Annotated in this window: 19 protein-coding genes; 8 read left to right on the forward strand and 11 right to left on the reverse strand. The window is 74.9% G+C overall.

All coding sequences use genetic code 11. From position 1 onward, the window contains the following. The first annotated feature begins 8 nt into the window (after positions 1 to 8). Together MLUT_RS20335 and MLUT_RS20340 are read left to right on the forward strand one after the other, a co-directional pair. Positions 9 to 503, forward strand: coding sequence for a hypothetical protein (locus tag MLUT_RS20335; protein WP_010080339.1), 495 nt, complete (start codon positions 9 to 11; stop codon positions 501 to 503). Beyond that, positions 500 to 997, forward strand: coding sequence for an HIT family protein (locus tag MLUT_RS20340; protein ID WP_010080338.1), 498 nt, complete (start codon positions 500 to 502; stop codon positions 995 to 997). The genes MLUT_RS20335 and MLUT_RS20340 overlap by 4 nt, the downstream gene beginning before the upstream one ends. A 43-nt stretch (positions 998 to 1,040) precedes the next feature. Here MLUT_RS20340 and MLUT_RS20345 read toward each other — a convergent pair whose 3' ends face one another. The 6 genes from MLUT_RS20345 to MLUT_RS20370 all read right to left on the reverse strand — a co-directional run bounded on the left by MLUT_RS20345 (position 1,041) and on the right by MLUT_RS20370 (position 9,746). Then, on the reverse strand, positions 1,041 to 2,105 hold the full coding sequence (locus MLUT_RS20345) for a polyprenyl synthetase family protein (protein ID WP_010080337.1): 1,065 nt from the start codon (positions 2,103 to 2,105) through the stop codon (positions 1,041 to 1,043). After that, positions 2,102 to 3,502 carry a geranylgeranyl reductase family protein gene (locus tag MLUT_RS20350; RefSeq protein WP_010080336.1) on the reverse strand — a complete coding sequence of 467 codons (1,401 nt, stop codon included), beginning with the start codon at positions 3,500 to 3,502 and terminating at the stop codon, positions 2,102 to 2,104. Before MLUT_RS20350 ends, MLUT_RS20345 begins: the two co-directional genes overlap by 4 nt. Continuing rightward, entirely contained in the window at positions 3,499 to 5,433 is a 1,935-nt protein-coding gene (gene menD, locus MLUT_RS20355; RefSeq protein WP_012751050.1) for a 2-succinyl-5-enolpyruvyl-6-hydroxy-3-cyclohexene-1-carboxylic-acid synthase, read from the reverse strand. Before menD ends, MLUT_RS20350 begins: the two co-directional genes overlap by 4 nt. A 116-nt stretch (positions 5,434 to 5,549) precedes the next feature. Then, positions 5,550 to 7,679, reverse strand: a complete 2,130-nt coding sequence (locus MLUT_RS20360) for a PhoX family protein (protein ID WP_174260675.1) — start codon at positions 7,677 to 7,679, stop codon at positions 5,550 to 5,552. 227 nt (positions 7,680 to 7,906) lie between these two features. Then, a complete protein-coding gene (locus tag MLUT_RS20365; protein ID WP_012751051.1) occupies positions 7,907 to 8,980 on the reverse strand; it encodes an o-succinylbenzoate synthase in 1,074 nt (357 codons plus the stop codon). A 79-nt stretch (positions 8,981 to 9,059) separates the two neighbouring features. After that, the gene (locus tag MLUT_RS20370; RefSeq protein ID WP_010080331.1) at positions 9,060 to 9,746 is read right to left on the reverse strand and encodes a hypothetical protein; all 687 of its coding nucleotides are present in this window, start codon (positions 9,744 to 9,746) and stop codon (positions 9,060 to 9,062) included. A 110-nt stretch (positions 9,747 to 9,856) separates the two neighbouring features. Here MLUT_RS20370 and MLUT_RS20375 point away from each other — a divergent pair, with 110 nt between their 5' ends. Further along, positions 9,857 to 10,717: a phosphatase PAP2 family protein gene (locus tag MLUT_RS20375; protein WP_010080330.1), complete on the forward strand. Its 861-nt coding sequence runs from the start codon at positions 9,857 to 9,859 to the stop codon at positions 10,715 to 10,717. A 115-nt stretch (positions 10,718 to 10,832) separates the two neighbouring features. On the opposite strand, the gene MLUT_RS20380 is transcribed toward MLUT_RS20375, so the two are convergent. From MLUT_RS20380 to MLUT_RS20390, 3 genes are read right to left on the reverse strand one after another with little or no spacing between them, the layout of a single operon-like run. Next, on the reverse strand, positions 10,833 to 12,323 hold the full coding sequence (locus tag MLUT_RS20380; RefSeq protein ID WP_012751052.1) for a dihydrolipoamide acetyltransferase family protein: 1,491 nt from the start codon (positions 12,321 to 12,323) through the stop codon (positions 10,833 to 10,835). Continuing rightward, a complete protein-coding gene (locus MLUT_RS20385; protein WP_010080328.1) occupies positions 12,320 to 13,369 on the reverse strand; it encodes an alpha-ketoacid dehydrogenase subunit beta in 1,050 nt (349 codons plus the stop codon). Before MLUT_RS20385 ends, MLUT_RS20380 begins: the two co-directional genes overlap by 4 nt. A 2-nt stretch (positions 13,370 to 13,371) precedes the next feature. Beyond that, entirely contained in the window at positions 13,372 to 14,574 is a 1,203-nt protein-coding gene (locus tag MLUT_RS20390) for a thiamine pyrophosphate-dependent enzyme (protein WP_010080327.1), read from the reverse strand. A 189-nt stretch (positions 14,575 to 14,763) separates the two neighbouring features. Here MLUT_RS20390 and MLUT_RS20395 point away from each other — a divergent pair, with 189 nt between their 5' ends. Then, a complete protein-coding gene (locus MLUT_RS20395) occupies positions 14,764 to 15,237 on the forward strand; it encodes an Lrp/AsnC family transcriptional regulator (protein WP_010080326.1) in 474 nt (157 codons plus the stop codon). A gap of 21 nt (positions 15,238 to 15,258) precedes the next feature. On the opposite strand, the gene MLUT_RS20400 is transcribed toward MLUT_RS20395, so the two are convergent. Next, positions 15,259 to 16,557, reverse strand: coding sequence for an MFS transporter (locus tag MLUT_RS20400; protein WP_012751053.1), 1,299 nt, complete (start codon positions 16,555 to 16,557; stop codon positions 15,259 to 15,261). Between the two features lie 65 nt (positions 16,558 to 16,622). On the opposite strand from MLUT_RS20400, the gene MLUT_RS20405 reads away from it, so the two are divergent. Both MLUT_RS20405 and MLUT_RS20410 read left to right on the forward strand, forming a co-directional pair. Next, positions 16,623 to 18,113: an NCS2 family permease gene (locus tag MLUT_RS20405; RefSeq protein ID WP_010080323.1), complete on the forward strand. Its 1,491-nt coding sequence runs from the start codon at positions 16,623 to 16,625 to the stop codon at positions 18,111 to 18,113. Positions 18,114 to 18,215: 102 nt separating this feature from the next. Beyond that, positions 18,216 to 20,462 carry a S9 family peptidase gene (locus MLUT_RS20410; RefSeq protein WP_012751054.1) on the forward strand — a complete coding sequence of 749 codons (2,247 nt, stop codon included), beginning with the start codon at positions 18,216 to 18,218 and terminating at the stop codon, positions 20,460 to 20,462. Between the two features lie 12 nt (positions 20,463 to 20,474). Here MLUT_RS20410 and MLUT_RS20415 read toward each other — a convergent pair whose 3' ends face one another. Further along, entirely contained in the window at positions 20,475 to 22,358 is a 1,884-nt protein-coding gene (locus MLUT_RS20415; protein ID WP_010080321.1) for a glycoside hydrolase family 15 protein, read from the reverse strand. Between the two features lie 162 nt (positions 22,359 to 22,520). On the opposite strand from MLUT_RS20415, the gene MLUT_RS20420 reads away from it, so the two are divergent. Then, positions 22,521 to 23,921, forward strand: coding sequence for a glucose-6-phosphate dehydrogenase (locus MLUT_RS20420; protein ID WP_010080320.1), 1,401 nt, complete (start codon positions 22,521 to 22,523; stop codon positions 23,919 to 23,921). A 190-nt stretch (positions 23,922 to 24,111) separates the two neighbouring features. Then, entirely contained in the window at positions 24,112 to 25,083 is a 972-nt protein-coding gene (locus MLUT_RS20425; protein WP_010080319.1) for a 1,4-dihydroxy-2-naphthoyl-CoA synthase, read from the forward strand. The last annotated feature ends 28 nt before the right edge of the window (positions 25,084 to 25,111 follow it).

The following is a 25,111-nucleotide window of genomic DNA, read 5'->3' on the forward strand; positions in this document are numbered from 1 at the left end:
CTGGCCGCATGCCCGCCAAGCCCCCCGCTCCCGTGTACCTCCCGGCCTTCCAGCGGCTCGTCCCGGACCTGCTGGGCGACGCCTGGGCCGAGGACGACGGCCTCGCCCCCGCCGACGTCGACGCCCGGCTGGCCCAGTCCCCCGCGGCGGAGCAGCTCGGCGCCGGGCTCATGATCCCGGCCGCCCTGCGCGAGTTCTACCTCGCCCTCGGCAACTGCGGCGACCTCATGGAGACGGACCACTACGTGTGGGACCCCGAGGACCTCGAGGTGCGGGACGGCTTCCTCATGTTTTTGGAGGACGCGGACGAGACGGTCGTGTGGGGTCTGCCGGTGGACAACCTGGCGTTGCCGGACCCGCTGGTGTGGCGGCGCTCCGCCGGCGCCGACGCCCCCGAGGGCGACTGGCAGGACGAGGGCGGCACCTTCAGCGAGTTCCTCACGGACCTGCTCTCGTGGACCTTCGAGGACCCCGAGGAGGACGACGAGGGGCCGGACCGGTGACCGCGCCCGCCCCGGTCTCCCACGCCCCGGACGGCTACGTCTGCCCGTTCTGCGGGCTCGTGGCCGGCGACGTCTCCGACCCGGGCAACCGCTGCGAGCTCGGGGACACCGTCTACCAGGACGAGGACCTGCTCGTGCTGATCGCCGTGGACGGGTTCGGCGACCACGAGGGCCACGCCATGGTCTGCCCGGCCGAGCACTACGAGAACCTCTACGACCTGCCCCCGCGCGTGCTGCAGCGCATCGCGCTGATGGCCCAGCAGGTGGCGCTGGCCATGAAGCGCGCGTGGGCCCCGGACGGGGTCTCCACGCGCCAGCACAACGAACCCGCCGGCAACCAGCACGTGTGGCACTACCACCTGCACGTGTTCCCGCGCTTCGAGGGGGACATGCTCTACCGGCAGCTGCGCCACCCGGTGGCCCCGGAGGTCCGCGCCCGCAAGGCCCGGGAGCTCGCGGCCGCGCTGGACCCCGACCCGACCCGCCTGGACTGAGCAGCCGCCCCGGATCGAGGCGGCGACGCCGCGGGTCCCGGCGTCAGGCCGAGCGCCCGACCACGTAGTCGGCGAACGCCTCGAGCGCCGTCTTCACGGCGGAGTCCGGCAACGGGGTGAGCGCCTGCTTCGCCTGCTCCGCCCAGCCGCGGGTGATCGCCCACGCCTCGTCGATGGCGGGGTGGCCCGTGAGCGCGGCGACGGCGGCGGCCAGCTGATCGTCGGTGTCGAGCGGCCCGTCCACGAGCGCGCGCACCCGGCGGGCGTCCTCCGCCTCCGGCCCCTCGCCCTGCGCCGCGCGGGCCAGCAGCAGCGTGGTCAGGGTGGGCACGCGCTCGCGCAGGTCCGTGCCGGGGACCTTGCCGATCCGCTCGGTGTCGCCGGTGAGGTCGATCAGGTCGTCGGCGAGCTGGAAGGCCAGGCCCACCTTCTCGCCGTATGCGCGCATCACCTGGACGGCGGCCTCGTCGGCCCCGCCCAGCAGCGCGCCGAGCATGCCGGCCGCGGCGATCAGCGAGCCGGTCTTGCCGGAGAGCACCGCGTAGTAGTGCTCGATCGGGTCCGTGCCCTCGGCCGGGCCGCGGGTCTCCCACAGCTGGCCCTGCACGAGGCGTTCGAAGGTGTCCGCCTGGATCTGCACGGGCCGCGTGCCGAGCTCGGCCATGAGCTGGGAGGCGCGGGCGAAGATCAGGTCGCCGGCCAGGATCGCCGCCGAGTTGCCCCACAGCCGGTGGGCGGCGGGGGCGCCGCGGCGCACGGGGGCCTCATCCATCACGTCGTCGTGGTACAGCGTGGCCAGGTGCGTCAGCTCCATCACGACGGCGGCCTGGCGGGCGGGCGCGTCCACGTCGGCGACCTCACCGGAGGCCAGGGCGGGATCGCCCAGGAGGGAGGCGAGGACCGTCAGGACCGGACGGACCCGCTTGCCGCCGGCGGCCATCAGGTGGTGGGCGGCGGTGTCGGAGAACAGGTCGTCGAAGCCGAGGGCGCTGTCCAGCTGCTCCTCGACCTGCTCGAGCGCGGTCAGCACGACCTCCAGGACACGGCCGTGCTCGGCGAGGGGTTCGAAGCCGGAGGGCAGGACGAAGCCGGGGTCTGCGGTGGTCACCGGTCAAGCCTACCCAACGACGCGCCGCCCGCGGTCGTCAGCGCGGGGGTGAGGGCCTCGAGCACGCGGACGGCCCGGTCGACGGCGTCGCCGCCCCGCGCGTCCACCCTGTTGCCCATGACCTTCACCGCGGCCCGCAGCAGCGGGGGTGCGGCCACCCCGGCGCCCAGTGCCGCCCTCATCACGCGCGGATCGCCGATCAGGCGGGCGAACCGGGCGCCGAGGGCGAAGTGTCGGCCCCACAGGTGCTGGGTGATCACCGGGTAACGGGACAGGATCGCGTCCGCGGCGCCGTCGGTCCCGGCCGCGTGCGCCTGCACCGCCAGGTCCGCGGCGAGGCGGGCCGCCTCCATCGCGAACCCGATGCCCTCCCCGTTGAACGGGGACACCATGCCGGCCGCATCGCCCACCAGGAGCATGCCCGGCACGTGCTGCGGGGTGCGGTTGAACGCCATCGGCAGGGCCGCGCCGAGGGTCCGCGAGGTGCGCGTCTGCTCGGCGATCCCCCAGTCCGCGGTGAGCGCCCCGGTCCAGGACTTCAGCAGCCCGCGGTAGTCCAGCTTCCCGAACTGCGGGGAGGTGTCCAGGATGCCCAGGCCCACGTTCACGGTGCCGTCCGCCAGCGGGAACAGCCAGCCGTAGCCGGGCAGCGGGTTGCCCTCGGCGTCCGGCAGGCGCAGCCAGGACTCCATCCACTCCCCCCGGTCGCCGGGCGGGGCGGGGATCGCCCCGTCGGCGGCGGCGCCGGCGGTGTAGTAGGCCCGCACGGCCACGCCCATGGGCCGGTCCTCGCGGCGGTGCAGGCCCGCGGAGACGGCGGCCCGGGCCGAGACGCCGTCGCACGCGAGCACGATCGGCGCGGTGAAGCGGGCGGTCTGGCCGGTCTTGCGGCCGTTCGGCGCGATCAGCTCCGCATCCAGCCCGACCACGCGTCCGGCCTCGTCCTGCACGACGCCGGTGACGGCGTGCCGCTCGCGGACCTCGGCGCCGCGCGAGCGCGCCAGCTCCGCCAGGAGGGCGTCGAAGTCCCGGCGGGTGCGCGTGAGCGCGTAGTCCGGCCAGGTCCGGGTGGGCGCCCACGGCACGTCCACGCTGCGCTCGCCCGCGCGCAGCCGCAGGCCGCGGATGACGCGCCAGCCGCCGTCGTCGCCGGGCTCACCCCGGTGGGGCACGCCGAGCAGCTGCAGCTCCCGGACCGCCTGCGGGGTCAGGCCGTCGCCGCAGACCTTCTCACGCGGGTGCGCGGTCTTCTCGAGCACCACCACGTCCAGCCCCGCCGCGGCGAGGTGGGCGGCGGCGGTGGCGCCGGCGGGGCCGCAGCCGGAGATCAGCACGTCGGCACGGCGCACGACGGCGGGGGTCGAGTCGGGCGCGGGCGACGTCGGCGTGTCGGTCACTGGGGGGCCTCCTCGGCGGCGAGCTCGGCGGGGGCCGGGCCGGCGTCCGGCGCGGGGTCCGGGACGGGGCACGCCGGCGGGAACGTGGCGCGCACCGCCGCGGCCAGGGCGGCGGCGACGCGCGGGCGGTCGGCGCGGTCGCAGCGGACCTCGAGCAGGCGCCGGCCCCGTACCGGGTCGGCGAGGGCCCGGACGAGGTCGACGCGGTCGGTGACCCGCGTGTGCGGGACGCCGTACGCGGCGGCCAGGGCGGCCAGGTCCACGCCGTGCGGGGTGCCGAAGAGCCGCTCGACGGGCTCCGCCATGCCGGGCGCCTCGGCCACGGCCCCGTGTTCGAGGCTCGCGAAGATCGCCCCGCCGTCGTCGTTGACGACCACGAGGTCGAGATCCGGCTCGGTCTCGGTGGGGCCCACGAGCAGGCCGCCCGCCTCGTGCAGGGCGGTGAGGTCGCCGAGCAGGACCACGGTCCGCAGCCCGCGCGCCAGGGCGACGCCCGCGGCCGTGGAGACGGTCCCGTCGATCCCGGCGAGCCCGCGGTTGGCGTACACCTCCGCGTCCGGCGCCGAGGGGGGCCGCCAGGTCAGGTCCACGTCCCGGATCACCGAGGACGAGCCCAGCACGAGCGGGCCCCGGACCATGGCGGCGCTCACGTGCGCCACCGTCTGCGGGCTGAGCCGGTCGCCGGCGTCGGTGGTGACGAGCACGTCCTCCACGGCGGCTTGGGCGCGCATCGAGGCGTGCTGCCACGCGGCGAGCCAGCCGGGCTCGCCCTGCCCGGCGAAGGCGGCGAGCTCCTCGAGGGTCTCCACGGGCGTCTCCCGGCGCCGGCCCGGCTCGAACCACGGGGCGGGCTCGGGGGCGTGCAGGGCCATGGCGACGTCGGGGCGGGCCAGCAGCGCGTTGACCGTCCGGGTGAGCGTGGGCCGACCGAACAGCACGACCCGTTCGATGCGTGCGGCCAGGGGGTGTGCGTCCGCGTCGCGCCCGCCGGCCGCGCCCAGCAGGAGCGGATACGCGGCGATGGCGTTGGCGGAGAACCGCGCGTTCGAGGACGGCTCGGCCAGCAGGGGCAGGCCCAGGGACAGCGCGAAGGCCGCGGCTGCGGGGCCGGCGCCGTGGCAGGCCAGCACGACGGTGCGCCGCTGGTCCAGGCGGGCGACGTCCAGCTCGGGCAGCCCCGAGAGCACCGCCCCGGGTGCCCGGTAGGCCGGCGCGGCGGCGGGGGCCGGGCTCGCGCCGGTCGGGGCGACGGCCGGAACAGGGGCGTGCGGCGCCGCGGCGGCGGCGCCCATGGCGGCCGCCTCCTCAGGGCTCGGCACGAGCGGGTCGCGGAAGTGCAGGTTCAGGTGGACGGGTCCGGCCGGGGCCTCTGCCATCGTCACCGGGCCGGGTGCGCCGTCGTCGTCGGAACCGGCCTCGGCGACGACCCCCTCGGCCGCCAGCAGGGCCCGGCGCACGGTGGCCCGCACGTGGCGCAGATGCTGCTCGGCGTCCACGCCGTCGGCCGCGTCGCAGCCGAGGGAGGCGGCATGGCGGACGTGCGTGCCGAACACGTCCCTCTGGTCCGTGGTCTGATTCGCGCCGGTGCCGTGCAGCTCGGGCGGACGGTCCGCGGTCAGCGCGATCACGCGCGTGCCGGCGTGGAAGGACTCCATCAGGGCGGGCAGCAGGTTCCCGACGGCGGTGCCCGACGTGGTCAGCACGCCCACCGGGCGCCCCGAGGCCAACGAGAGCCCGTGGGCGAGGAAGCCGGCCGAGCGCTCGTCCACCCGCACGTGCAGACGGACCTCGCCGGCGCGCTCGAGGGCCGCGAGCGCGTAGGCCAGCGGGGCGGAGCGGGAGCCGGGGCAGACCACCGCGTCCCGCATGCCGGCGTCGATCAGGGCGGTGGCGACGGCGCGCGCCACGGAGAGGGAGTCGACGGAGGTCATGGTGGCCACCAGTCTAGGCCCGGGCGCGGACGGGCCCCGGACGCGGCGAGGCCGCCACGGTGACGCGGTGGCGCCGGCCGTGACGGCCTCGTCGAGGGTCCTCGCGGAGGCGGGGGTCAGCCCTTCGGACCCTTGCCGTTGCCCTTGCCCTTGTTGCCCTTGCCCTTGTTGCCCTTCTCCTTGCCGGCGCCCTTGCCGACGCCGTTGTTCCCGGTGGCGTTGAACACCTGGACGACGCTCGGACGCGGGGCCGCGACCTTGTCGCCCACCTGGACCGGGCCGGTCGGGCTCAGGAAGTCCGGGAAGGAGGAGGTGTGCGCGCCCCAGGTGCCGTCCTCGCCCGGGTGCTGGACGTTGACGAACACGGAGTTGTCGCGGTCGTGGATCACGGGGCCGCAGGTCTCGGCGTCGCGCGGGACGGCGAGGAACTGCTGGACGCGGCCGCGCTCGGCGCCGTCGAGGGTGACCTTGTGCAGCGCGTCGGCGTAGCCGATGGTGCCGGGCTGGCCGTCGGTGGAGATCCAGAGGTTGCCCTCGGAGTCGAACGCCAGGTTGTCCGGGCAGGAGATCGGGGAGACCTTCTCCTTCGGGTAGCCGGCGAAGTAGGCCGAGGAGGAGACCGCCGGGTCGCCGGCGAGCAGCAGGATCACCCAGGTGAAGGCGGTGGAGGCGTGATCCCCGCCCTGCTCGGTGATCTCGATGACGTGGCCGTCGCGGTTGCCGACGACCGGGTTGGCCTCGTCCACGGCGGTGCGCTTGGTGTTGTTGGTCAGGGCCGCGTAGACCTTGCCGGTGACCGGGTTGGTCTCGACGTCCTCCGGGCGGTCCATCTTGGTGGCGCCCATCTTGTCGGCCGCGAGGCGGGTGTAGACCAGGACCTCGGCCAGGGACATGCCCGGGACGAAGGACGACTTCTCGTCGGCCAGGGCGATCCACTCGCCGGAGCCGTCGAAGGCGCCGTCCGAGGGCAGGGAGCCCCTGCCGTCGATCTGGGCGGCCGGGGAGTCGCCGGAGAACCTGGCCACGTAGAGAGTGCCCTTGTCCATCAGGCGCATGTTGTGCTTCTTGTCGCCCTCGCGGACCTTCTCGGCGGAGACGAACTTGTACAGGTAGTCGTGACGCTCGTCGTCGCCGGAGTAGACCACGGCGTGGCCGGACGGGGAGATCACGGCGGTGCCGGCCTCGTGCTTGAAGCGGCCCAGGAGGGTGTGCTTCACGGGCGTGGAGGTCGGGTCCTCGGGGTCGATCTCGACGACCCAGCCGAAGCGGTTGGCCTCGTTCTCGTAGCCGGGCTTGGTCAGGTCGAAGCGGTCGTGGACCTTCTCCCAGCCACGGCGGGTGGCGGAGGCGGAGATGCCGTAGCGCTTCTCCTCGGCGGTGCCGCGACCCTTGAAGTACTGGTTGAAGTTCTCCTCGCCGGAGAGCACGGTGCCCCACGGGGTGGTGCCGCCGGCGCAGTTGTTCAGGGTGCCCAGCACGCGGGTGCCGGTCGGGTCCTCGACGGTCGTGAGCAGCGCGTGGCCGGCGGCCGGGCCGCGGACCTCGAACTCGGTGGTGCCGGTGATGCGGCGGTTGCGGCGGCCGCCGCGGACGTACTCCCACGGGGCGCCGCGCTTGGCACGCTTGAGGTCCACGATGGACAGGCCGTGGGCCTGGAGGCCGACGTTGACGACGTCCTCGAAGTTCGAGGCGATGTACTCCGGGGAGAACATGATGTTCTCGTTGGTGTACTCGTGGTTGGAGACGAGGTAGCCGGAGCGGTCGTTGCCGCCGTCGGTGATGATGTTCAGGTAGTCGTTGTTGTAGCCGAACTGGGCGGCCTGCGACGCACCGGTCTGGTGCTCGATGTCGAACTCCGGGGAGTCGGCGAACAGCGGGTCGCCCCAGCGGATCACGGTGCCCCAGTCGTAGCCCTCCGGCACGGTCATGGTGTCCACGGTGCGGGTCACCGGGGCGATGGGCTCGAAGGGGAGCTTGCCGCCGCCGGTCGGGCGCCGGCCGTTGTCTGCGAGCGCCTCGGGGGCCTGGGCCACCTGGGAGCCGATGACGACGGCGGCGGCGAGACCGGTGCCGCCGACCAGGGCGGAGCGGCGCGAGATGGCGGTCTCCGCGATCTGCTGGAAGGTCGGGTTCGCCGAGGTGTTGGGCACCGGGTGGGCGCACGCGTTGCCGCACTTGAGCTCGCACGTGACGGCGGAGCGGTTGCCACGGGTGTGGCCGGCCATGGGGAGGAGGCGCTTCAGCATGACGGGGTCCTTCGCGTCGTGGGGATGGTCCGGGGTCCGGTGCCGGGCCGGAGACGACCCCGGGGTGAGACCGGCCGGGGCCGCCATCACCTTGGCCCCTCGCTCCGAGCGGCGAGCCACGCCCAGGTGGCCGCGAGTTGAACTCTTCCCGGCCGCCGGATTTCGTCCCGTCGACGTGCTGTAATCCGGCTCACATTCCCCGCGTCGACGGGGACCGGGCGGACCCGTCAGCCCTGCGCGGCCAGCACCGCGTGGGCCGCTCGCACGCGGTCGGCCCACCACGCCTGCCGCGCCCCGTCCGCCCGGACGCGGTCGAGCAGGCCCGGGTCGGGGGCGGGTGCCCGCTCCCCCGGTGCCGGGAGGGCCCCCGCGCGGGGGCCCCAGGCCGGGGCGACGACGTCGTGCTCGAAGAGGGCCGCGGTGCCGAGCCCGCATGCGTGCGGCAGGGACGGCAGGCAGGCGGCGAGCGCGGCGCCGCCGGCAATGCCCACGGAGGTGTCCAGCGCTGAGGAGACCACCGCGGGCAGCCCCGCGGCCGCCACGATCGCCGCGGCCCGGCGCACGCCCCCGAGCGGCTGGACCTTTACCACGATCAGGTCCGCGGCGCCGGCGGCCGCGACGGCGAGGGGGTCCTCGGCCTTGCGGACCGCCTCGTCCGCGGCGATCGGGGTGGGGACGCCCCGGGCGCGCAGCTCCGCGCGGACCTCCGCGAGGTCGGTGATGCCGGGCACGGGCTGCTCCGCGTACTCGAGGCCCACGTCGGCCAGCGCGGTGAGCACGTCCACGGCCTCGGTGGGCGTCCAGCCGGCGTTGGCGTCGACGCGGACCTGCGCGTGGGGCAGCAGCGCGCGCACCCGCCGCACGCGGGCCAGGTCGGCCTCGCGGCTGCCGGGGACGAGCTCGCCCTCGGGGCCGTGCTCCGCCACCTTGACCTTGACCGCGGTGATGCCGTCGCCGTAGCGGGCCAGGACGGCCTCGACGTCGGCCGCGTCCACCGCGGGCACGGTGGCGTTGACGGGGACGGCCTGGCGGACCGGGGCGGGCCAGCCCTGCCAGCCGGCCTCGATCGCGGCGGCGAGCCACGCGGCGCTCTCGTGTGGACCGTACTCCGGGAACGGGGAGAACTCGCCCCAGCCCGCCGGGCCGCGCAGCAGCAGGGCGTGGCGCAGGTCCGTGCCGCGGAACCGCACGCGCATCGGCAGGGCGACCGCGACGGCGTCGGCCAGCAGCTCCTCGATGCTCGGCAGGGCGGGACCGCCCGGCGCGCCGGGCAGCGGGGGCAGGGCGGGGGCGGTGCTCATGCGGCCAGTCTAGGAAGGGCACTCGGCTCCCGTTCCGACGGGCGCCGCGGGGTGGGACTGTCTGTGTCGGCGCCGACGCTCAGACGGCGCGGAGGTAGCCGAGGGCACGGGCCAGGTCCACGGCGCGGTCGTGGGCGCCGAGCGCCCCCTCCAGGCCGGCGACGACGGCGGCCGTCACCTCCTCGGTGAGGTGCCAGTCGGCGGTGAACGGGTCGTCGAAGCGCGCCCACGCCGTGCCCACGGCCGCGAGCGCGCGGGTCATCTCCGTGAGGTCCCCGAAGACCGGTCGCGGCTCGTCCAGGCGGTCCTCCCAGCCCTCGTCTCCCGGGGCCATGAGCACCTGACCGGTGGAGGCCGCGTGGATGAACGGGTCGGCACCCTGCTTGGCCACCACCGTCCAGTCCTCGTTCCAGTCCACCAGCAGCGCACCGGTGCGGTGGTTCCACCGGTAGCCGGCCTGCTCGTCCCACAGGCGGTCCAGCGGGAAGAACATCACGGGCAGGCCGAGGGTGTCGATCTCCAGCCACTCCGGCCCCACGTAGCGGTAGAAGTCGGCCAGGTCCGGGGCGAGGGGCTCCTCGGCGGCCCACTCGATGGGCTCCTGCCGGCTCAGCCGGCCGAACGGGGCCAGGGCGTCCCGGGCGGCCAGCAGGTCCTCGGCCGAGAGACGGGGCCGGCCGCCCGGCTCGGCGCCCGGGCCGGGGGCCGTCCCGGTGGAGTCGCGGAGGGCCGGGCGATGTCCGTGGGCGGGGGGCACGCGGGTCATGGCCCCAGGCTAGGCAGGCGGCTCAGCGGCGCGGAGGACGGGACGGCGACGGGGGCGTGACCGTCCGATGAAGCCTGCATGACGGCTGCGCGTCCGCCACAATGGACCCCATGCCCCCCACCGCCCGCGCCCCGCGCCACCTCCCCTCGTGGACGTGGTGGCTGGCGCTGGCCGCGTGCGTGGCCGGCGTCGTGCTGGTCTACGCCGCCCTGGTGTGGTCCTCCGCCGGCCAGGTGCTCGAGTACCAGGTGTTCCGCGCCGTCGAGGAGCGCTACGCGGACACCGTGCCGGACGTGGCCTCCCAGGTGGTGCGGATCCTGCCGCTCGGGCTGGCGGTCGGCATGGCGCTGGCCTCGCTCGGCGCGCTCGCCGTGGCCCGGTGGCGGCGGCGGGGGCTGCTCGCCCTCGTCGTGCTGGTCGGGTCCAACCTCACCACGCAGCTGCTCAAGGCGGCGCTTCCGCGGCCCGAGCACGCCGACGGGGTCCCGTGGTCCGGCGGCAACTCACTGCCCTCGGGCCACATGACGCTCGCGACGGGCGCCGCGGTGGCCGCGCTGCTGCTCGTGCCCGCCCGGTGGCGACCTCTCACCATCGTCCTCGGCGCCGTGGTCAGCGCCTGCACCGGCGCCGTCGCCTACACGGAGGCCTGGCACCGGCCGTCGGACATGGCCGCCGCGGCGCTCGTGTCCGCCGCCTGGGGGCTGCTCGCCGTGCCGTTCACCCGGTACGACGGCGCACCGCGGCCCGCACCGCGCGGCGCCCGCGGCGTGGAGGCCACGCTCTGGTCCCTGGGCGTCGCGGGCCTGGCGGCCGGGTTGACGCTGCTGGCCCTCACCCTCGACACCCCCGCGACCAGCGGCGCCGGCCCCCACCCGGCGGCCGAGCCGGCCGGGATCCTGCTCAGCGCCTCCCCCACGGTCCTGCTGTGGGGCGCGCTCGGCACGGCCTTCCGCCGCGGCCGCGCGGACTGACCCCTCCCCGCACGCCCACCAGACGACGAGCCCTGCGATGTGGCGGCCATCCGCGAGGAATGGCCGCCACATCGCAGGGCTCGTCAGGGGCTGAGGCGGGCCGGGATCGTCCGGATCAGAACCGGGCGAGGGCCGCCGTCGGATCGTGGAGGCAGTCCGCCACGAACGTGAGGAACGCGCTCGCGGTGGCGCCGTCGGTGACGCGGTGGTCGAAGGTCACGGTCATCTCGGTGACCTTGCGGACCACGATCTCCCCGTCCACGACCCACGGGCGGTCGATGATCCGGCCGATGCCGAGCATCCCGACCTCGGGCACGTTGATGATCGGCGTGGCGCCGTCCGTGCCCAGCGGGCCGTAGTTGTTCAGCGTGAACGTGCCGCGGGTGAGCTCGGCCGGGGCGGCCCGGCCCGCGCGGGCGCGGCTGACGGTGTCGTTGATGGCGGCGGTGAGCTCGTCCGCGGACAGCTTCTCCGCGTGCTCGACCGACGGCACCATGAGGCCGCGGTCGGTCTGCACGGCCAGGCCGAGGTGGACGCCGTCGACCTCCACGATCTCGTCCCTGCCGTCCGCCCCCGCCTCGATGCGCGCGTTCATCACCGGGTACCGGCGCAGGCCGGCCAGGGTGAAGCGGGCGATCAGGCCGAGCAGCGAGGGCGCGTTCTCCGGGTCCTTCGCCTTGAGCGCGGCCCGCAGCTCGAGCAGGGCGGTGACGTCGACGTCCAGCCACGCCGTGACCTCCGGGACCTCGCGGCGCGAGCGGGAGAGCTGGTCCGCGATCACCTTGCGCACCCCCGTGATCGGGGTGCGGGCGACGACGGCCAGGCCGGTCCGCCCGTCCACGGCGCCCGGCTGCGCGGCGGCCCCGGCCGCCGGGGCGGCGGCGGCCGACGGCGCCGGGGTCGGGGCGGCCTGCGGGGTGGAGCCCTCGGCCGCGGTGAGCACGTCGGCGCGGGTGATCAGGCCGTCCGGGCCCGTGCCGGTCAGCGCGGCCACGTCCACGCCCTTCTCGCGGGCGAGCTTGCGGACGATCGGGGAGGTCACGCGCGGGGCGCCGGCCTCGGCCGTGGGGGCCGGCGTCGGGCGGGTGGCGCCGCGGCCGCGCTTGGACGGACGACTGCGGGAGGTGGCCTTGTGGCCGGAGGTGCCGTAGCCGATGAGCACGGCGCCGGAGGCCTCGTCGTCGGAGCCGGCGACGTCGCCGTCGCCGCCGCGGGCCTTGTCCGGCTTCGGCTGGACGCCGGCCATCTCCTCCTCGCGGTAGCTCAGCGCGCCGGGGCGGGCGGCCTCGGCCGCGGCCGCACCGGTGGACGGTGGGACGGCGAGGGTCTCGGTGCCGGCGACGGGCGCGGAGCCCTCACCGGACTCGCCGGCCTCGCCGATGGTGATCAGCGGGCTGCCGACGTCCATCGTCTCGCCCTCGGCGCCGTGCAGGATCAGCACGGTGCCGGCGTACGGGCTCGGCACCTCGACGAGGGCCTTGGCGGTCTCGACCTCGACCATGGGCTGGTCGACGGCCACGGTGTCGCCCTCGGCGACGAGCCAGCGGACGATGTCGGCCTCGGTCAGGCCCTCGCCCAGGTCGGGCAGCAGGAAGGTGTTGCTCATGCGCGGGCCTCCTCGGCGTCCAGGTCCCAGTTCAGGTCGTCGATCGCGTCCAGGATGCGGTCGATGTTCGGCAGGTGGTGCTCCTCGAGCTTCGGCGCGGGGAACGGGATGTCGAAGCCGGTCACGCGGCCCACGGGCGCCGCCAGCGAGTGGAAGCAGCGCTGCTGGATCCGGGCCACCAGCTCGGAGGCCACGGACGCGAAGCCCTGCGGCTCGGCGACGACGACGGCGCGGCCGGTCTTGGCGACCGAGGCGGTCATCGTGTCCTCGTCCAGCGGGTTCACGGTGCGCAGGTCCACGACCTCCACCGCGAGCCCCTCCTCCGCGGCCGCGTGGGCGGCGGCGAGGCAGGTGGGGACGGAGGGGCCGTAGGAGACGAGGGTGACGTCCGTGCCCTCGCGGACGACGGCGGCGCGCGCCCAGGCCTCGCCGTGCTCCTTCTTGTCCTCGACGCGGGCCCAGCCCTCCTCGAACTCTTCGCGCAGCTGGTCGAGGTCGAGCTCGGCCTTGGTCCAGTACATCTTCTTGGGCTCCATGAAGACCACCGGATCGTCCAGACGGATGGCCGAGCGCAGCATCATGTACGCGTCCTTCACCGAGGCCGGGGTGTACACCTTCAGGCCCGGGGTGTGCGCGTAGTAGGACTCGGAGGAGTCGCAGTGGTGCTCCACGCCGCCGATGCCGCCGCCGTAGGGGATGCGGATGGTGATCGGCATGGGCGTGGCGCCCTTGGTGCGGTTGCGCATCTTGGCCACGTGCGAGGCGATCTGCTCGAAGGCCGGGTATGCGAACGCGTCGAACTGCATCTCGATCACGGGGCGGGCGCCGCCGAGGGCCATGCCCACGGCCATGCCCGCGATGCCGGACTCGGCCAGCGGGGTGTCGAAGCAGCGCTCCTCGCCGAAGCGCGCGGTCAGCCCGTCCGTGATGCGGAAGACACCGCCGAGGGTGCCGACGTCCTCGCCGAACACCACCACCATGTCGTCGGCGGCCATCTCGTCGGCCAGCGCCGCGTTGAGCGCGGCGGCGAAGGTCAGGGTCGCCATGCTCAGGCCTCCTGGTGCTCGGAACGGGACAGCTCCTCGGCCAGCTGCGCGCGCTGGGCGGCGAGCTGCGGGGTCTGCACGGAGTAGACGTGGTCGAACAGCTCGAGCGGATCGAGCTCCGTCTCGGCGTTCATGGCGTCACGCAGCTGCTGCGCGACGTCCTCGGCGTCGCGGGCGATCTGGGCCGAGACCTCCTCGGTGAGGGCGCCGGTGGACTCGAGGTAGGCGGTCATGCGGCGCAGCGGGTCGCGCGCCTCCCACTCCTTCACCTCGGCGTCGTCGCGGTAGCGCGAGGGGTCGTCCGTGTTGGTGTGCGCCTGCATGCGGTAGGTGTCCGCCTCCACGAGGAAGGGGCCCTGGCCCTGCCGGCACAGCTCCACGGCGCGGCCCAGCACGGCCAGCAGGGCGCCGAGGTCGTTGCCGTCCACGCGCTCGCCGGCCAGGCCGTAGCCCACGGCCTTGTGGGCCAGGGACGGGGCGGCCGACTGCTTGGCGAACGGCACGGAGATGGCGAACTTGTTGTTCTGCACGAAGAAGATCACCGGCAGCTTGAACACGGCCGCGAAGTTCAGCGCCTCGTGGAAGTCGCCCTCGGAGGTGCCGCCGTCGCCGACCATGGCCAGGCACACGACCTCCTCGCCGCGCAGGCGGGCGGCCTTGGCCATCCCGACGGCGTGCAGCATCTGGGTGGTCAGGGGCGTGGACTGGATGGAGACGCGGTGCTTCTGGGGGTCGTAGCCCTGATGCCAGGTGCCCTGGTAGGCCACCATCACCTCGAGCGGCGGGACGCCGCGGGCGATCACGGCCACGGTGTCGCGGTAGGTCGGGAACAGCCAGTCGTCCTCGCCCAGGCAGACGGCGGCGGCGACCTCGGAGGCCTCCTGGCCGTGCGAGGACGGATAGACGGCCATGCGGCCCTGGCGCACCAGGGCGTAGGCCTGGTCGTTGACGCGGCGGCCGATGACGAGGTGGCGGTAGGCGGCCAGCAGCTCCTCGGCGGAGGGCAGCGGATACTCATGGCCGGGCTCGGTGCCCTGCTCCTCCGGGGCCAGCAGAGTGCCGTCCTCGCCGATCAGCTGGATGCGGCGGGCGGCGGGGAGCAGGTACTCCTCGAGGGAGATGCCGAAGGCGGCGCCGGCGTTCGGGCGGGTCTCGGCCTCGTCGGTCCGGGCGGCCCCGGGTACGGCGGGGGTGGGGTCACTCATGGCGGGTCCTCTCGATCTGTGGCCTTCAGTGTGCCCAAGAGGGTCAATGTGTCGCGCGCCCACCCGGAATCACGAGACGATCCGGCGCAGATCAGGCACTCCATCGGACGAACTGCTATTGTGACTCGTGCCACGTAGACGGTCCGCCGCCGCGTGGCCGACCCCGTCCGCCCCGCCCCAGGAGGAGCCATGGCCGCCGAGCCGCTGGACCGCGTGGACCGCGCGATCGTCCGCGAACTGACGCGGGACGGGAGGATGTCCGTCGCGGCCCTGGCCGAGCGCGTGCACATCTCCCGCGCGCACTGCTACTCGCGCCTGAACCGCCTGCAGGACGCGGGCGTGATCACAGGCTTCACCGTGCGGGTCGACCCCGTCAAGGTCGGCTTCGGGGCCTCCGCCCACGTGACCATGAAGCTGCGTCAGCACGACTGGCGCGAGCTGCGCGCCACGCTCCTGGCCATCCCCGAGGTCTCCCACGTCTCCCTCGTGGGCGGGAACATGGACGTGATCCTGCTGGTCCGCGCGCGGGACACCGCCGACCTGCGCCGCGTGATCTTCGACGAACTGCAGACCCTGCCGAGCGTCGTCGACACGCAGACGTACATGGTCTTCGACGACCAGGCCTCCGGGCAGACCATCCCCCCGGACGAGACCGCCGACTGAGCCGACGGTCCGGTGCCCCGGTCAGCGGGGGCGCACGACGACGGGCGGCGGGTCCGCCACGGCCCCCGGCCCGCGCGGCAGCACCGCGGCGAACACGACCGCTCCGACCCCGCAGACGACCGCGAGGGAGCCGACGCCGACGGCCAGCCCGGCCGCGGCGGTCGCTCCGGAGAGCAGCAGCGGCCCGGCGAGCATCCCCGCGTCGGACATCGAGCGCCACAGACCGAGGAACTGGGCGCGCGCGTTCGGCGGCGAGTGGTCCGCCGCGAGGGTCATCACGATCCCCGCGCCGAAGCCGTTGCCGATGCCCAGCAGCACCGCCGCCGCCGCGAACGCCGTCGGCTCCCGGGTGAGGCTGATCGCCAGGAACCCCGCCCCCAGCAGGGTCAGGCACGGCACCGCCACGGCGCGCCGGCCGAAGCGGTCCATGAGCCGACCCGAGGGGTAGAAGAGCAGCAGGTCCGCCGCGCCGGCCAGGCCGAAGACGAGCGACGCCGTCGCCGCGTCCAGGCCCAGGTGCGTGGCCCACAGCGGGATGACGGCGTTGCGCGCCGCGCGGGCGGCGGAGACGGCCACGACACCGAAGCCGGCCGTGAGCAACGCCCCGCGCCGGGCGCGCGCCACGTCCAGCAGCCGGGGTCGACCGGCCGGGGCGGACTGCTCCCCCGCCGCCGGACCGGACGCCGGCACCGGCAGATCCCGGATCCGCAGGCACAGCAGGGCGCCGACGGCCATGGCCGCGGCCGCCGCGGCGAACGCGCCGTCCAGCCCGAGCGGGGCCTGCGCGGCGGCGCCCAGGAACGGGCCCAGGAAGGTCCCGATCCGCACGGTCCCGCCGAGCGTGGACATCGCGCGGGCCCGGTGCGTGGCCGGCACCGCCACCGCCAGGTACGCCTGGCGGGCCAGGTTGAACCCGGCCCCGGCCATGCCCACGGCGAGCACCGCGGCCAGGAACAGCGCCAGCCGCCCCGGCTCGGCCACCCCCGCCGCCGACGGCCCGGAGGACACCCCGGCCGTCGTCGCCCAGGCCAGGCCCGCGCCCGCCGTGCCGAGCACCGCGGAGACGACCATGGTGACCCGCTCACCCGCCCGGGCCGCGAGCGCCGAGGCCGGCCCGTTGGCCACGAGCGAGCCGAGCCCCACCAGCAGCACGACGGCGGCCGCCCGCGCCGCGTCCAGGCCGAGGGCCAGCGCCGCCACCGCGAGCGCGGGCGTCATCGCGCCCAGGCCGACGGCGTAGACGGTGGAGGGGGCGTAGATCTGCACGGCGTCGCGCAGCGCCTCCCGGGTGCGGGCGGCGGGGGCGGAGCGGGGACGCATGCCCGCGAGCGTAGCGGGACTGCACGCGCGCCATCGTCGGGGGACCGGGTCACTACGCTGGTGCCATGGCCTCCCGCACCGCCTCTCCGCCGCCCTCGCCCGCCCCGTCCCCCGCCGCTCCCCGCGGCGCCCTGGACCGGTACTTCCGCATCACCGAGCGCGGCTCGTCGGTGGGCCAGGAGTTCCGCGGCGGCCTCGCCACGTTCCTGGCGATGAGCTACATCGTGGTGCTGAACCCGCTGATCCTGTCCGGGCCCGACTCGGCCGGGAACACCCTGGGCATCCCCGCCGTGGCCGCCGTGACCGCGCTCGTGGCGGGCGTCATGACCATCGTCATGGGCGTGTGGGCGCGGCACCCGTTCGCGGTGGCCGCGGGCCTGGGCGTCTCCGCGTTCGTCTCCATCACCATCGCCACGACACCGGGACTCACCTGGCCCCAGCTGATGGGCCTCGTCACCCTCGCCGGTCTCGTGATGCTGCTGCTCGTGGTGACCGGCTTCCGACGCGCCGTGTTCGACGCGGTCCCGGAGTCGCTGAAGTCCGGCATCGTGGTGGGCATCGGCCTGTTCATCGCGCTGATCGGCCTCGTCAACGCCGGGTTCGTGCGGCGGCTGCCGGACGCCGCCGACACCACGGTCCCGGTGGGCCTGGGCACGGGCGGCGAGCTCGAGGGCTGGCCCGTGCTGGTCTTCGTCGTCGGGCTGCTGCTGACCGCGGTCCTCGTGATCCGCAAGGTGCGCGGCGCCATCCTGATCGGCATCGTCGTGGCGACGATCCTCGCCAACGTGCTGGAGGCCGTGTTCCACATCGGCCCCTCCGTGGACGCCGACGGGAACGCCGTGCCCACCGGCTGGTCCCTGATCGCCCCCTCCCTGCCCGAGTGGACCGCCCCGGACCTGCACCTGCTCGGCAGCGTGGACCTGTTCGGCGCCTTCACCTCCGTGGGCGGGCTGATGGCCTCCCTGCTCGTGTTCGCGATCCTGCTCTCCGTGTTCTTCGACGCGATGGGCGTCTCCGTGGGCCTGGCCCGCGAGGCCGGCACCGTGAACCCGGACGGTTCCATCCCCGACCTGAACCGGGTGCTCGCCGCGGACGCGCTCGCGGTCGCCGTGGGCGGCGGCGCCTCCGGCTCGGCGCACCAGATCTTCGTGGAGTCCGGCACCGGCATCGGCGAGGGCGCCCGGACCGGCCTGGCCTCCGTGTTCACCGGCCTGTTCTTCCTCGCGGCCGTGTTCCTCTCCCCGCTCATCCACCTCGTGCCGTTCGAGGCCGTGGCCCCCGCGCTCGTGGTGGTCGGGTTCATGATGTGCCAGCACGTGGTGCAGATCGACTGGTCCGACCCGGGCGCGGCCTTCCCGGCGTTCCTCACGTTCATCCTCATGCCGTTCACCTACTCGATCGTCAACGGCATCGGCGCCGGCGTGGTGGCCTACGCGGTGATCCGCACGGGCCAGGGCCGCGGCCGCGAGGTGCACCCGCTGCTGTGGTTCGTGGCGCTCGCGTTCGTCACGTACTTCGGGCTCGGCGTGGTCCGGGCCTCGCTCGGCCTGAACTGACCCGCCACCCCCGACGACGGCGCACCGGACCGGTGCGCCGCCGTCGTCGTGTGCGGCGCGGGGTGTCGGCCCCGCCCCGCGCGGCGTGATGGGATGGGCCGCATGCCCCAGACCACTTCGCACGCCCCCGTCCCGCCGTCCGTCTCCGCCGAGCCCGTGGCCCGCCGCCACCACGGCCACACGTTCCAGGACGACTTCGAGTGGCTGCGCGGCAAGGCGGAGCCCCGCGTGCTCGAGCACCTGGCCGCCGAGAACGCGTACACCGAGGCCGTGACCGCGGACCAGGCGCCGCTGCGCGAGGCGATCGTCGGCGAGATCAAGGCCCGCACGGTGGAGACGGACCGCTCCGTGCCCGCCCGCCGGGACGGGTGGTGGTACTTCGTGCGCACCCGCGAGGGCGCCGAGTACCCGATCCACTGCCGCGTGCCCGCACGCGACACCGGCGACCTCGAGGCCGACTGGACCCCGCCCGTCGTCACCCCGGACGCCGCCCTGCCGGGCGAGCAGGTGATCCTGGACGGCAACGCCGAGGCCGAGGGGCACCCGTTCTTCGCGCTCGGCGGCCTGCACATCAGCCCGGACGCCACCCGGGTGGCCTACGCCGTGGACCACACCGGCGACGAGCGCTTCACCCTGCGCGTGCGCGAGATCGCCACGGGCGAGGACCTGCCGGACGCGGTCGAGAACGTGGCCCACGGCGTCCGCTTCGACCGCTCGGGCACCCGCGTGTTCTACACCGTGTGGGACGACTCGTGGCGGCCGTACCAGGTCAAGGCCCATGTGCTCGGCACCGACCCGGCCGAGGACGTGCTCCTGCACGAGGAGGCCGACCCGGGCATGTGGACCGGCTTCGAGGGCGTGGCCGACCGCACCCAGCTGCTGATCGGCGTCGGCAACTCGGAGGTCTCCGAGACCCTCGTGGTCGACCTGCCGGAGGACCCCGCCGCGCCCCTGCCCGCCCCGCGTGTGCTGATCCCCCGCGCGTGGCGGATGCTCGCGGACGTCGAGCCCGTCACGGACGCCGACGGCGTCCGCCGGCTGCTCGTGGTCCACGACCGCGCCCTGGACGACGACGGCGCCCCCGTCGCCGCGCCCAACGGGATGCTCTCGGTGGTCGCCGAGGCGGACGTCGCCGACCGCGGCGCCTGGCGCACCGTCGTGCCGCACCGCGAGGACGTGAAGGTCGACGGCGTCATGGTCACCCTGACCCACGCCGCCCTGGCCGTGCGCCGGGAGACGACCCCGCGCGTCGTCGTCGCCGAGCTGGACGCCGTGCTGGCCGGGCAGGCCGCGCACTGGCGCGAGCCCGCGTTCGACGAGGAGCTCTACGCGTGCCACCTGTCCGCGACGGCGGCCGAGTCCCCGTTCCTGCGGCTGGCCTACACGTCCTGGATCACGCCCGCGCGCGTGCTGGACGTCTCGGCGGCGACCGGCGAGGTGCACCTGCGCCGCGAGACGGAGGTGCCCGGCTACGACCCGGCCGACTACGTGGCCGAGCGCGTGTGGGCGCCCGCGTCCGAGCCGTCGTCGGTGACCGGGGAGGACGTGCGGATCCCCGTCACCGTGATCCGGCGCCGCAGCGTGGAGCCGGACGGGACGGCCCCGTGCGTGGTGTACGGCTACGGCTCCTACGAGATGTCCATGGACCCCGTGCTGGGTGTGGCCCGGCTGTCCCTGCTGGACCGGGGCGTGGTGTTCGCGGTCGCGCACGTGCGCGGCGGCGGCGAACTGGGCCGGCGCTGGTACGAGGACGGCAAGAAGCTGGCCAAGCGGCACTCCTTCACGGACTTCGTGGACGCCACCCGGCACCTCGTGGACCTCGGCTGGGCGGACCCGGCGCGCGTGGCCTGCATGGGCGGCTCGGCCGGCGGCCTGCTCATGGGCGCGGTGCTGAACCTCGCGCCGGATCTGTACCGGGCGTGCCTGGCGGTGGTGCCGTTCGTGGACGCGCTCACCACCATCCTCGACCCGGAGCTGCCGCTGTCCGCGCTCGAGTGGGAGGAGTGGGGCAACCCGATCGAGGACGCGGCCGTGTATGAGGCCATGCGCGCCTACACCCCGTACGAGAACGTGCGGGCGGTGGACTACCCGGCGATCGCGGCCGTGACGAGTCTGAACGACACCCGCGTGCACTACGTCGAGCCGGCCAAGTGGGTGGCCCAGCTGCGCCGCACCGTCACCTCGGACCAGGCGAGGCCGCTGGCCGACGGCGGCGCGCCCGTGCTGCTGCGCACCGAGATGGACGGTGGGCACGGGGGCGCCTCCGGCCGGTACCAGGGCTGGGAGGACACCGCGTGGGAGTACGCGTTCCTGCTCACGGCGCTGGGGGCCGTCGAGCGGCTGGACTGACGGGGCGGACGGTCAAGCCTCGGCCGCGCCGCGGGCGTCCTCCAGGGCGTCCACGGCGCGGATCAGGCCCAGGTGGGAGAACGCCTGCGGGAAGTTGCCCGCCATCCGGTCCAGCTCGTCGTCGTACTCCTCGGCCATGAGCAGCAGGTCGTTGGCACAGTCGTCCAGGCGGGCCATGAGGCGCTCCGCGTCCTCGACGCGGCCGGATCGGGCGTACTGCTCCACGAGCCAGAAGGCGCACATGATGAACGGCGCCTCCTCGCCCGGCAGCCCGTCCATGCCGGTGGCGCGGTACCGCATCACCAGGCCGGTCTGGGTGACGAGGTCCTCCTCCACGCGGGCCACCGTGGCGAGCATGTGCGGATCGTCGTGGGGCACGAAGCCGGTGTGGGGGATCTGCAGCAGGGAGGCGTCCGTCTCCGTGGAGCCGTAGGTCTGCCGGAAGGCGCCGTCCTCGTCCACGCCCTCGGTGAGGATCTCCTCCCGTAGCTCCTCCCGCGCCCGCTCCCAGGCCTCGAGCTCGTCGTCGCGGGCCGGCAGCCCGTGGTCCCGGGCGGCGTGCAGGGCCTGGTCCAGGGCGGCCCACATCATCACGCGGCCGTGCGTGAAGAACGCGGGCTCGCCCCGCATCTCCCACAGGCCGTGCTCCTTCGTGTCCCGGTGCGCCAGCAGGCGCTCCACGAGCCGCTTCTGCAGCGTCCAGGACCACGGGTCCTCCCCCACGCCCGCGTCCCGCAGCTTCCCGAGGGCGAGCATCACCGTGCCGATCACGTCCGCCTGCCACTGGTCCGCGGCCCCGTTGCCCACGTGCACGGGGCGCGAGCCCTCGTAGCCGGGCAGGTGCTCGAGGTCCCGCTCGGGCATGCGGCGCCCGCCGGAGAGCGTGTACATGATCTGCACGTCCTGCGGGTCGCCGGCGATCGCGCGCAGCAGCCAGTCCCGCCAGGCCTTGGCGTCCTCCGTGTGGTTGTGGGCCATGAGCGCCTCGAGGGTGAGGGCGGTGTCCCGCAGCCACACGTAGCGGTAGTCCCAGTTGCGCACGCCCCCGATGTCCTCCGGCAGGCTCGCGGTGGGGGCGGCCACGATGCCGCCCGTGTCCCGGTGGGTCAGGCCCTTGAGCACCAGCAGGGAGCGGGCCACCCGGTCGGCGCGCGGGCCGGTGGCCTCCAGCTCGCCCAGCCACTCCACCCAGCCGGCCACGGTGGCCTCGAGGGCCCGCTCCGCGTTCGGGGCGGCCGGCGCCATGAACCACGAGGGGTACCAGGCGAGCGTCCATGCGGCGGACCCGCCCTCCTCCAGCGGGGTGCTGCCGCGGTGGCTCAGCCCGTCCGGGCTCAGGTCCGGCCCGTGCACGGCCAGGGCGTCGCCGCCGGCGACCACCGCGAGGAAGGACTCCCCCGCCGGGTCGGTCTGCCGGGACACCCACGGGGTCACCTCGCCGTAGTCCAGCCGGACGTGGAGCCGCTGCTCCACGCTCACGCGGCCGGCGGTGCAGCGCACGAGCCGCACCAGGTCCGCCCGGGCCTGTTCGCCCTCGCCCGTCGAGGCGAGCGCGCCGCCGTCGTCGTCCACCGCCACGCCGGAGCCGCGATGGCTGGTCAGCGGCATGAACTCGAGGACCTCCGCCTCCCCCTCGGGGCCGCGCCAGCGCGTGCGCAGCACGAGCGTGCCGGGCAGGTAGGCGCGCTCCACGACCTCGCCGTCGGCGATCCGCAGGCTCCACTGCCCGTGCTCCGGCTCGCCCAGCAGGGAGGTGAATACGGACGGGGCGTCGAACCGGGGCAGGCACAGCCACGTCACGTCCCCCTCGCGGGTGACGAGCGCCCCCGAGTGCTGGTTGGACAGGTACGCGTGGTCCTCGATGAGCGGCGGGCGGCGGGGGGTCGTCGTGGTCATGCCCTCCAGTCCATCATCCGCGACGCGCGGCGGGCCAGGGCTGAGGCCGCGCCCGGCCCGGCGGGCATGGACGGGCACGCATGGACGGGCACGCATGGACTGGATCGGCGGGCCGACGGGAGACTGGCCGGGACCGCCCGCCGCCGACGCCGAAGGACACCCATGACCTCCCCCGCCGACCGCGACGATGTCGCCCTGATCATCCTGGGCGCCACCGGTGACCTCACCTCGCGCCTGCTGCTGCCCGGCCTGGCCGGTGCGCTGGCCGCCCACGACCTGCCGCGGGTGACGCTCGTGGGCTCCTCCCACAGCGAGCACAGCACGGACGAGTGGCGCTCGATCGTGCGCGAGGGCCTCGCGGGCGCCGCCCTGGACGAGGACGAGGTCGAGGACCTCGTCGCGCGCGCCGCGTGGCACACCGCCGACGCCACGGACGCCGACGACCTGCGCGCCCTGTTCGAGACGGCCCGCGAGGCCGCCGGCCCGGACGCCGCGCCCGTGCTGTACTTCGCCCTCGGCCCCGGCATCACGCGGGAGGCCGTGGGCGCGCTCGCCGGCTTGGAAGACCTGCCGGACGGGCTGCGCCTGGCCCTGGAGAAGCCGTTCGGCGAGGACGAGGAGAGCGCCCGCGAGCTCAACGCGGTGCTGGCCGACGTCGTCGAGGAGGACCGCGTGTTCCGCGTGGACCACTTCCTGGGCGAGTCCATGGTCACCGCGCTGCTCGGGCTGCGCACCGCGAACCGGCTGCTGGGGCGCGTGTGGGGCGGGCGTGACGTGGAGCGGGTCGACGTGGTGGTGGACGAGACGATCGCGCTCGAGGGGCGCGCCGAGTTCTACGACGGCACCGGCGCGCTAAAGGACATGGTCCAGTCGCACCTGCTGCAGGTGCTGGCCATGGCGGCGCTCGAGCCGCCGGAGCGGCTGCGTCCGCAGGAACTGCACGACGCCGTCGTCGAGGTCCTGCGCGCCACCCGGGTGTGGCAGGACGACCCCGTGGCCGCCTCCCGCCGCGCCCGCTACACCGCCGGCGAGGTGGACGGCGAGCGGATCCCCGCCTACGCGGAGGAGGAGGGCGTGGACCCCGGGCTGCGGACCGAGACGCTGGCCGAGGTCACCCTCGCCGTGGACACCGAGCGGTGGCGCGGCGTGCCGTTCCGGCTGCGCTCCGGCAAGGCGCTGGGCCGGAAGCGGTGGGAGGTGGCGCTGACCCTGCGGGCGCCCGAGGACGTGCCGGAGGGCCTCTCGCCCGCGGAGGGCCGGGACCGGATCGTGGTGGGCCTGGACCCGCGCGAGGTGCGGATCGAGCTCGCCGTGGACGGGGCCGACACCCCGTTCGACGCCGAGCGGCGCACCCTCGCCGCCGACCTGGGCGAGGAGCAGGTGGACGCCTACGGGGAGGTGCTGCGCGGCATCCTCACCGGGCAGACGCTGCTGAGCGTGCGCGGCGACGCCGCCGAGGAGTGCTGGCGGATCCTGGCGCCGGTGCTCGCCGCGTGGGAGGCCGAGGAGGTGCCGCTGGACGAGTACCCGGCCGGGTCGGCGGGGCCGGCGGGCTGGGGGTGAGGGGCGGGGCCGAGAGGCGCCGTGGCACCGATATGACCCTTCTCAGCGCTCTTCAGTCCCTGAGAAGGGCCGTTCCGGTGCCGAGGATGCTGCGCGGCTGAGCTCCCGTTCCTCGAACGAGAGCGCCGCTGGGGGCTCCCGTTTCCCGAACGAAGGCGCGGGGTGGCGGGCCGCCGGTACTGTTCTGGGCATGAGCGAGCAGCACCGCCTGGACCGTGACCGCCTCCCCGAGCAGGTCTCCGACCTCTTCGACCCCGTGCGCTGGCGCGTGGTGGAGGGCTTCGACTTCGAGGACATGACCTACCACCGGCAGGTGGAGCGCGACGCGCAGGGCCGCTGGGTGCGCGACCTGCCCACGGTCCGCATCGCCTTCGACCGCCCCGAGGTGCGCAACGCGTTCCGTCCCGGCACCGTGGACGAGCTCTACCGCGCGCTGGACCACGCCCGGATGACCCCGGACGTCGGCACGGTGCTGCTCACCGGCAACGGTCCCTCCCCCAAGGACGGGGGCCACGCGTTCTGCTCGGGCGGCGACCAGCGCATCCGCGGCCGCGACGGCTACCGCTACGCCGAGGGGGACACGGCGGAGACCATCGACCCCGCCCGGGCCGGCCGCCTGCACATCCTCGAGGTCCAGCGGCTGATGCGCACCTCGCCCAAGGCGATCATCGCCGTCGTGAACGGCTGGGCGGCCGGCGGCGGCCACTCGCTGCACGTGGTCGCGGACCTCACCCTCGCCTCCCGCGAGCACGGGAAGTTCAAGCAGACGGACGCCACCGTGGGCTCCTTCGACGCCGGCTACGGCTCGGCCCTGCTCGCCCGGCAGGTGGGCCAGAAGCGCGCCCGCGAGATCTTCTTCACCGCCCGCGAGTACTCGGCCGAGGAGATGGTGGCCATGGGCGCGGTGAACGAGGCCGTGGACCACGAGCGCCTCGAGGAGGTCGCCCTCGAGTACGCCGCGGACATCAACCGTCAGTCCCCGCAGGCCCTGCGCATGCTCAAGTTCGCGTTCAACCTTCCCGACGACGGCATGGCCGGCCAGCAGGTCTTCGCCGGCGAGGCCACGCGCATGGCCTACATGACGGACGAGGCCGTGGAGGGCCGGGACGCGTTCCTGCAGAAGCGCGACCCGGACTGGTCCGCCTTCCTGTACCACTTCTGACCGACCACCACGGCAGGACGGAGACCCG

Source organism: Micrococcus luteus NCTC 2665 (genome assembly GCF_000023205.1).
GTDB classification, from domain to species: domain Bacteria; phylum Actinomycetota; class Actinomycetes; order Actinomycetales; family Micrococcaceae; genus Micrococcus; species Micrococcus luteus.

Bases quoted from the DNA above. Each gene is read 5' to 3' on its own strand.
- MLUT_RS20335 (WP_010080339.1), top strand. From the start codon at position 9: ATGCCCGCCAAGCCCCCCGCTCCCGTGTACCTCCCGGCCTTCCAGCGG.
- menD (WP_012751050.1), bottom strand. From the start codon at position 5,433: ATGACCTCCGTCGACTCCCTCTCCGTGGCGCGCGCCGTCGCCACCGCC.
- MLUT_RS20360 (WP_174260675.1), bottom strand. From the start codon at position 7,679: ATGCTGAAGCGCCTCCTCCCCATGGCCGGCCACACCCGTGGCAACCGC.
- MLUT_RS20365 (WP_012751051.1), bottom strand. From the start codon at position 8,980: ATGAGCACCGCCCCCGCCCTGCCCCCGCTGCCCGGCGCGCCGGGCGGT.
- MLUT_RS20370 (WP_010080331.1), bottom strand. From the start codon at position 9,746: ATGACCCGCGTGCCCCCCGCCCACGGACATCGCCCGGCCCTCCGCGAC.
- MLUT_RS20375 (WP_010080330.1), top strand. From the start codon at position 9,857: ATGCCCCCCACCGCCCGCGCCCCGCGCCACCTCCCCTCGTGGACGTGG.
- MLUT_RS20380 (WP_012751052.1), bottom strand. From the start codon at position 12,323: ATGAGCAACACCTTCCTGCTGCCCGACCTGGGCGAGGGCCTGACCGAG.
- MLUT_RS20385 (WP_010080328.1), bottom strand. From the start codon at position 13,369: ATGGCGACCCTGACCTTCGCCGCCGCGCTCAACGCGGCGCTGGCCGAC.
- MLUT_RS20390 (WP_010080327.1), bottom strand. From the start codon at position 14,574: ATGAGTGACCCCACCCCCGCCGTACCCGGGGCCGCCCGGACCGACGAG.
- MLUT_RS20395 (WP_010080326.1), top strand. From the start codon at position 14,764: ATGGCCGCCGAGCCGCTGGACCGCGTGGACCGCGCGATCGTCCGCGAA.
- MLUT_RS20400 (WP_012751053.1), bottom strand. From the start codon at position 16,557: ATGCGTCCCCGCTCCGCCCCCGCCGCCCGCACCCGGGAGGCGCTGCGC.
- MLUT_RS20405 (WP_010080323.1), top strand. From the start codon at position 16,623: ATGGCCTCCCGCACCGCCTCTCCGCCGCCCTCGCCCGCCCCGTCCCCC.
- MLUT_RS20410 (WP_012751054.1), top strand. From the start codon at position 18,216: ATGCCCCAGACCACTTCGCACGCCCCCGTCCCGCCGTCCGTCTCCGCC.
- MLUT_RS20415 (WP_010080321.1), bottom strand. From the start codon at position 22,358: ATGACCACGACGACCCCCCGCCGCCCGCCGCTCATCGAGGACCACGCG.
- MLUT_RS20420 (WP_010080320.1), top strand. From the start codon at position 22,521: ATGACCTCCCCCGCCGACCGCGACGATGTCGCCCTGATCATCCTGGGC.
- MLUT_RS20425 (WP_010080319.1), top strand. From the start codon at position 24,112: ATGAGCGAGCAGCACCGCCTGGACCGTGACCGCCTCCCCGAGCAGGTC.